This window comes from Prevotella sp. HMSC077E09, assembly GCF_001814685.1.
Lineage (GTDB): Bacteria > Bacteroidota > Bacteroidia > Bacteroidales > Bacteroidaceae > Prevotella > Prevotella oris.
This window is the reverse complement of the sequence record NZ_KV817587.1, coordinates 28,848-33,950: the sequence shown is the minus strand read 5'-3', so window position 1 is coordinate 33,950 and position 5,103 is coordinate 28,848. Positions and strand designations below refer to the sequence as shown.

Below are 5,103 nucleotides of genomic sequence, written 5' to 3'. Positions count from 1 at the left end.
CACTTGAGAACTTGTTGTACACTTTTATTCCTCCAATCAGACCTACCACGGCTCCGATGGCATAGATAAGCTTTGTTCCGGGATCAAAATAGCTTGTTACCATCTTTGTGGCTTCATTGATACCCGCCATGCCGTTGCCTTGTGCGTATGCTCCTATGGCTGTAGCCGTCAGCAGGAACAGCATTGTGATTTTCTTTTTGTTGTTCATTGTTCTTTTTATTTTATGTTGTTAAATGAATTATTTTCTTTTAGATAGAGGTGGTAAGGGGTGACTCGGTTTTATCGTATGACTGATATTGGTTGATTGTTTTACTTTTGAGCCACCCCTGCATTCCTCCAAAATATGAAAATCAAGAAACCATTTTTACAGATAATAGGACAGCGGTTTGTCGTCAGCATCGCCCACCGCTGTGTCAGATATGCCAGAAACAGGAGGTGTTGGGTTTTGTGATGAAAGCATTGCTGGTTGAGCACTCTGTTCTTCCTTTTCTTCCGCCTTACGGATTTTCTCCAATAGCAAGGCTTGTTCACCCAGCATCTTGGCGATGTTTTCTTTGTACTTATCCAACAGGTCTGAGTCTTGAAGCTGCAGAACGGTCTCTTTGACTTCTTCCTCATTAGCCTCCTCACTGTTCTTTGCCCACTTTTGCAGGCGGACTAAGTCACGTGCGAGGACGGACTGCTCCGAAATTTCGGCTTCGCCCGATGTGGACTCGATGGATAGGTTTAATTCCTCACGGACAATCTCATCTTCGTCCACTCTCTCCATCTCGAAATCAACGTCCATTTCGTTGTCCTCTTTCATTTCTTCCTCCTTTTCGGAGTTCTGCGGTGCAAAATTATTATTATTCTGCTTTGAATTTTCAGATGATGAAACAGAGGGAATTTGTGGGATAATCGGGGAAGTGGAACGGCTTTTTCCAATCAGTACAAACTCGGCTTGCTCTATTGTTCCTTTTCCTTTCTGTCCGTCTTTTTTCTTCGTTGCTCCTTTCTTCTTGCTATCTTCATCGCTCTTTCCGTTTTTCTTGATAATGAAGTCATACGGAGATACATACCGCATATAGAAATACAGGATACCAAGCATCATCCAAATGATGATGAGTACCAATATAAAACTGAAAAGTATTGTTTCCATCATAGTGTTATTGTTGTCTTACGTCTTTGCTTTGCTGCTGCATTATTGAGAAGTTCCTGATGTTCCCGCAGATGCTCCCGGAGGATATTATCAATATAGGAAGCAATAGATACCCTTTCTCCTAAGTCTTGTAGCACATTGCGCAGGTTCTGTAATGTCTCCAAATTGATGGAGAAAGCCGTCCGCATTTGCGAACGTACGGGATGAAAGTATAGGGAACGGTATTCCTCTATGGAAAGGGACGACATGCCAGACTTTTCTATTCTCGGTTTTCTTTCTCTTTTCGGTTCCGTGTTCCCGATTTCCTCTCCTCCAGTTTCGTCTGTTCGTTCTTCTTTTGCCGTCTTCATTTCTTCCGAACTTTTGTCTTCCTCTCGTGATGTTGCGAGGGAAGGCTCGGTGTCCTCGGATGGATCGAAGGGGTTGGGGACCGTGACAGGTTTCACCACTACATTGTCCTCTGCCATTTTCTTCAGCTTCTTTTCCAGTTGCTGCTTTCTTTCCTCAATCGTTGCCATGTTCTGTTTTTGTTTTTAGTTTGAGACGTTGAATTATCTCGGAGACGAGTTCATCCAGCCCCGTGCCCGTTCGTAATCCCCTTGCAGGAGGCTGATAGGTAGAACGGAACACGCCTCGTAGCCCGTATGTGGAAAGTTCGTGGGAGAAACGGTGTGTGGCATATACATAGCCGGGCAGGAGTGTGAGTTCGTGTCCTTGGATAAGTTTTGTGTATTCGTCAATGATGACGTTCCTTACCCTTCTGTCCACCTTGTTCCAGAACAGGATAATGTCCTTTATCCGTGAGTCGGACATAGAAACACCAATATCCGTGATGGTCTTGGCGTATGCCATACAAGAGACGAGTGACTGTATATCGGCTTCAAGTGGAGATAGGATATAGTCCATCTGAAGGGACAGCTCCATCAACTCTGTGGTCCCTGCATGACCGGGGAAGTCGAACACGACCAACTGGTACGTCTCATTGTTGATAGTGTCGATTTTATTCCGTGCAATCCTGACAGCTTCTTTGGGGCTGGACTTATAAATTCTGTATGCCTTTTTGCCGAGGTAGTGAAAGTATTCCTCCATGGACATGGAAAGCTCTTCGCTTTCCTGAACGACACTTTTCTCGCGTTCCCTCAGTTTGTAAAAGGAGTCCTGCGACAGATCGCAGTCCATCACGAAGAGGTTGATGCCCTGTTCGTAGTACAATATGCTGCTCACAATTTCAGCAAGCGTGCTTTTTCCTACTCCTCCCTTTTGTGAGGAGAACCCCAGAAAGAGGGGGCGTTGTTGTTTGTTCTCCATAATGATAATTTCTTAGTTCATATTACTTGTCTATTTGATGTTTGGATGTGCTCTCATTCTTGAGAAGTATCAGCAGACAGTTTGTTCTGGCTGCGTATGGTTCGTGCGATAGTCTGAAAGGACGATTTATAGTTCTTGCAATCTGTTGTATTGACAATAGTTTGTCATGACAACAAATTGTCATGAATATGTTTCGTTTCTTCTTTGCATCTTTGGTGCAAGCCAACGGTAATACGATGTGTCTTTTGCTTGTGTCATCATACCATAGTTCGCTCGTTTTGGCTGCAAAATAAATGATATTTTGGTTGATTTTATTACACCGATGAAACACAGGGAAACACAAGGGAAAAGAGGGAATATCGCTGATAATGAGTTATTTGAAAACTCGCCGTAACTTTGCAGGCGAGAATAATACATGGAGGTAATATCCCGAAGTAGACACCCCACGAGGGTGGATACTTCTATCGTATCATTTCTTAATACCAGCAAGGTGTGTCTTTGTAACACAAACCTCCGTTTGTACCACAAAGACCCTTGCCCCGAAGGGGAGATGAATTACTCCAAAGTCGTAATTAGAAACCAAATGGATATGGATAAGAAGGAGGAACATCGTTCAGAACGAAAAACGGCAGAAAAGCCACGTTGGGACAACTGGCATGTGCGGTTGCCCAACCCCAAAGACCAGCAAAAAGCGATTGATTTGTTTCAGCGTTCAGGAGCAGAAACGAAGTCGGATTTTGTGCGTGGGCGTATTCTTGGAGAGAGTTTTAAGGTCATCACGGTGGATAAATCCGCTGTAGAATACTACCGGAAACTCTCTGAATTGACGGCACAAATCCATAAGATTGGTGTGCTGTATAATCAGACTGTACGTGCTATCAACAGTTATCATTCGGTCAAGACCGCACAGATTCTGCTTGAAAAGTTGGCGAAACTGTCGGCTCAAATCATTGCCTTGCAGGAGCAGGCTATCAGTCTTACCATAGATTACCGCAAGAAATGATAGCGAAGATTTCAAGTACGGAGAACCTTGGAGGGGCACTCGGTTATAACTTCAAAAAGGTAGAAAAAGGGGAAGCGAGCATTCTCCATGCAGCAGAGTTGTATCAGAACAAGGAGGGACGTTATACGATGGAAGACGTGCTTGTCGACATGGAGGCTCTGATACCAAAGAAATGCCGGACAAAGAAGATGGTGTTCCATTGCTCGCTCAATCCGCACCCGGACGAGAAACTCTCCGATGAAACGCTTATGCAGATTGCCAAGGAGTATATGGAGGCACTTGGTTATGGCAAGCAACCCTATATCGTGTTCAAGCATAACGACATCGCCCGTGAGCATATACACATCGTGTCGCTTCGGGTGGATAGTCGTGGACAGAAAATTAACGACAAGTTTGAAAAACGGCGGAGCAAGCAAATTACCGATGCCTTGGAAAGAAAATTTGGTCTCATTCCAAGTTCAAAGGTTACTGAAAAGGCAGTAGCAGAAACGCCCAAGGTAGATATTGGTAAAGGGAATATCAAGGAGCAGGTGGCAAGCGTTGTCCGCATGGTGCTGGGGCATTATCGCTTCTGCTCCTTGGGCGAGCTGAACGCCATCCTTTCTGCATACAACCTTGCCGTAGAGGAAATCAAAACGGAGTTTCGGGGAAAGAAATACGATGGAGTGGTCTATGTTCCGACTGATGATAAGGGAGGCAAAATAAGTACACCCATCAACGCATCGGACATTGGTCGTGGTATGGGCTATACTGCTGTACAGAACAGGATACAGAAATCAAAGCAAGCTATTAAGCCACTGATACCGGCAATGAGACACAGGATATTGGAAGTGATGTGTTCTTCTCCTCAAACAGAGAAGGCCTTACAACAAAGATTGGAGGAACAAGGCTTGCGTGTGGTAATCCGAAAGAACGAAAGCGGACGCATCTATGGCATTACTTTCATTGATGATGAAGTGGGCATTGCGCTCAACGGCTCACGATTGGGCAAGGGGTATGCTGCCAACATATTCAATGCGTATTTCTCCAATTCAACGTACAACCCATTCTTGGACGAAACGTTGTATGGCAGTCCGTCTGTCCGCTTGGAACAATCGGCAACCGTTCAAACTTTGCAACAAAATACAGAAGAAAGCGACAACCTTGTCGATGAACTTATCGAGGATATGGTGGGTGAATCATTCAGAACTACGGGCAACGATGATTGGAAGGAAGCGGCATGGCAGCGTAAACTCCGCAGACAAAGTAAGGTAAAACTTAGACGAAGAAAACATTAAATAAACGAGCATTTCTATCTCCCCTCCCTTCGGAGGGGTTGGGGGAGGCTACAAAATAATATTATTATGGCACAAGAAGATGATTTAAGGGCATTAGGTAAGGTCATGGACTTTATGCGGGGTATATCGGTGATATTCCTCCTGATTAACTGTTATTGGTTCTGCTACGAGGCATTTCAAGAATGGCACTTCACACTCGGTATCATCAACAAGATACTGATGAACTTTCAACGCACCACGGGATTATTTTCATCTATCCTATGGACGAAACTCTTTTGTGTGGTGTTTCTTACCTTGTCATGTTTGGGAACGAAAGGCGTGAAAGAAGAGAAAATCACTTGGTCAAAGATTTGGACGGTGCTTTTCTCAGGCTTTGT

Annotated in this window: 7 protein-coding genes; 3 read left to right on the top strand and 4 right to left on the bottom strand. The window is 44.5% G+C overall.

Going from position 1 to position 5,103, the window contains the following annotated elements:
- The 4 genes from HMPREF2983_RS11165 to HMPREF2983_RS11150 all read right to left on the bottom strand — a co-directional run.
- The coding region (locus HMPREF2983_RS11165; RefSeq protein ID WP_070668423.1) for a DUF4134 family protein at positions 1 to 208 on the bottom strand (208 nt) is incomplete at its 3' end.
- Positions 209 to 364: 156 nt separating this feature from the next.
- Positions 365 to 1,141, bottom strand: coding sequence for a hypothetical protein (locus HMPREF2983_RS11160; RefSeq protein ID WP_025065566.1), 777 nt, complete (start codon positions 1,139 to 1,141; stop codon positions 365 to 367).
- A complete protein-coding gene (locus HMPREF2983_RS11155; RefSeq protein ID WP_025065565.1) occupies positions 1,138 to 1,656 on the bottom strand; it encodes a DUF3408 domain-containing protein in 519 nt (172 codons plus the stop codon). The genes HMPREF2983_RS11160 and HMPREF2983_RS11155 overlap by 4 nt, the downstream gene beginning before the upstream one ends.
- Positions 1,643 to 2,446 (bottom strand): division plane positioning ATPase MipZ, encoded by an 804-nt coding sequence (locus HMPREF2983_RS11150; protein WP_025068427.1) that lies wholly within the window; start codon positions 2,444 to 2,446, stop codon positions 1,643 to 1,645. The genes HMPREF2983_RS11155 and HMPREF2983_RS11150 overlap by 14 nt, the downstream gene beginning before the upstream one ends.
- A gap of 589 nt (positions 2,447 to 3,035) precedes the next feature.
- Between HMPREF2983_RS11150 and HMPREF2983_RS11145 the strand changes: the two genes are divergently transcribed.
- From HMPREF2983_RS11145 to HMPREF2983_RS14345, 3 genes are all read left to right on the top strand, one after another.
- Positions 3,036 to 3,449 carry a plasmid mobilization protein gene (locus tag HMPREF2983_RS11145; RefSeq protein WP_025068428.1) on the top strand — a complete coding sequence of 138 codons (414 nt, stop codon included), beginning with the start codon at positions 3,036 to 3,038 and terminating at the stop codon, positions 3,447 to 3,449.
- Positions 3,446 to 4,726 (top strand): conjugal transfer protein MobB, encoded by a 1,281-nt coding sequence (gene mobB, locus HMPREF2983_RS11140; RefSeq protein WP_029216669.1) that lies wholly within the window; start codon positions 3,446 to 3,448, stop codon positions 4,724 to 4,726. The genes HMPREF2983_RS11145 and mobB overlap by 4 nt, the downstream gene beginning before the upstream one ends.
- A gap of 66 nt (positions 4,727 to 4,792) precedes the next feature.
- Positions 4,793 to 5,103 (top strand): YWFCY domain-containing protein (locus tag HMPREF2983_RS14345; protein ID WP_246829402.1); only part of this gene is annotated, 311 nt, incomplete at its 3' end.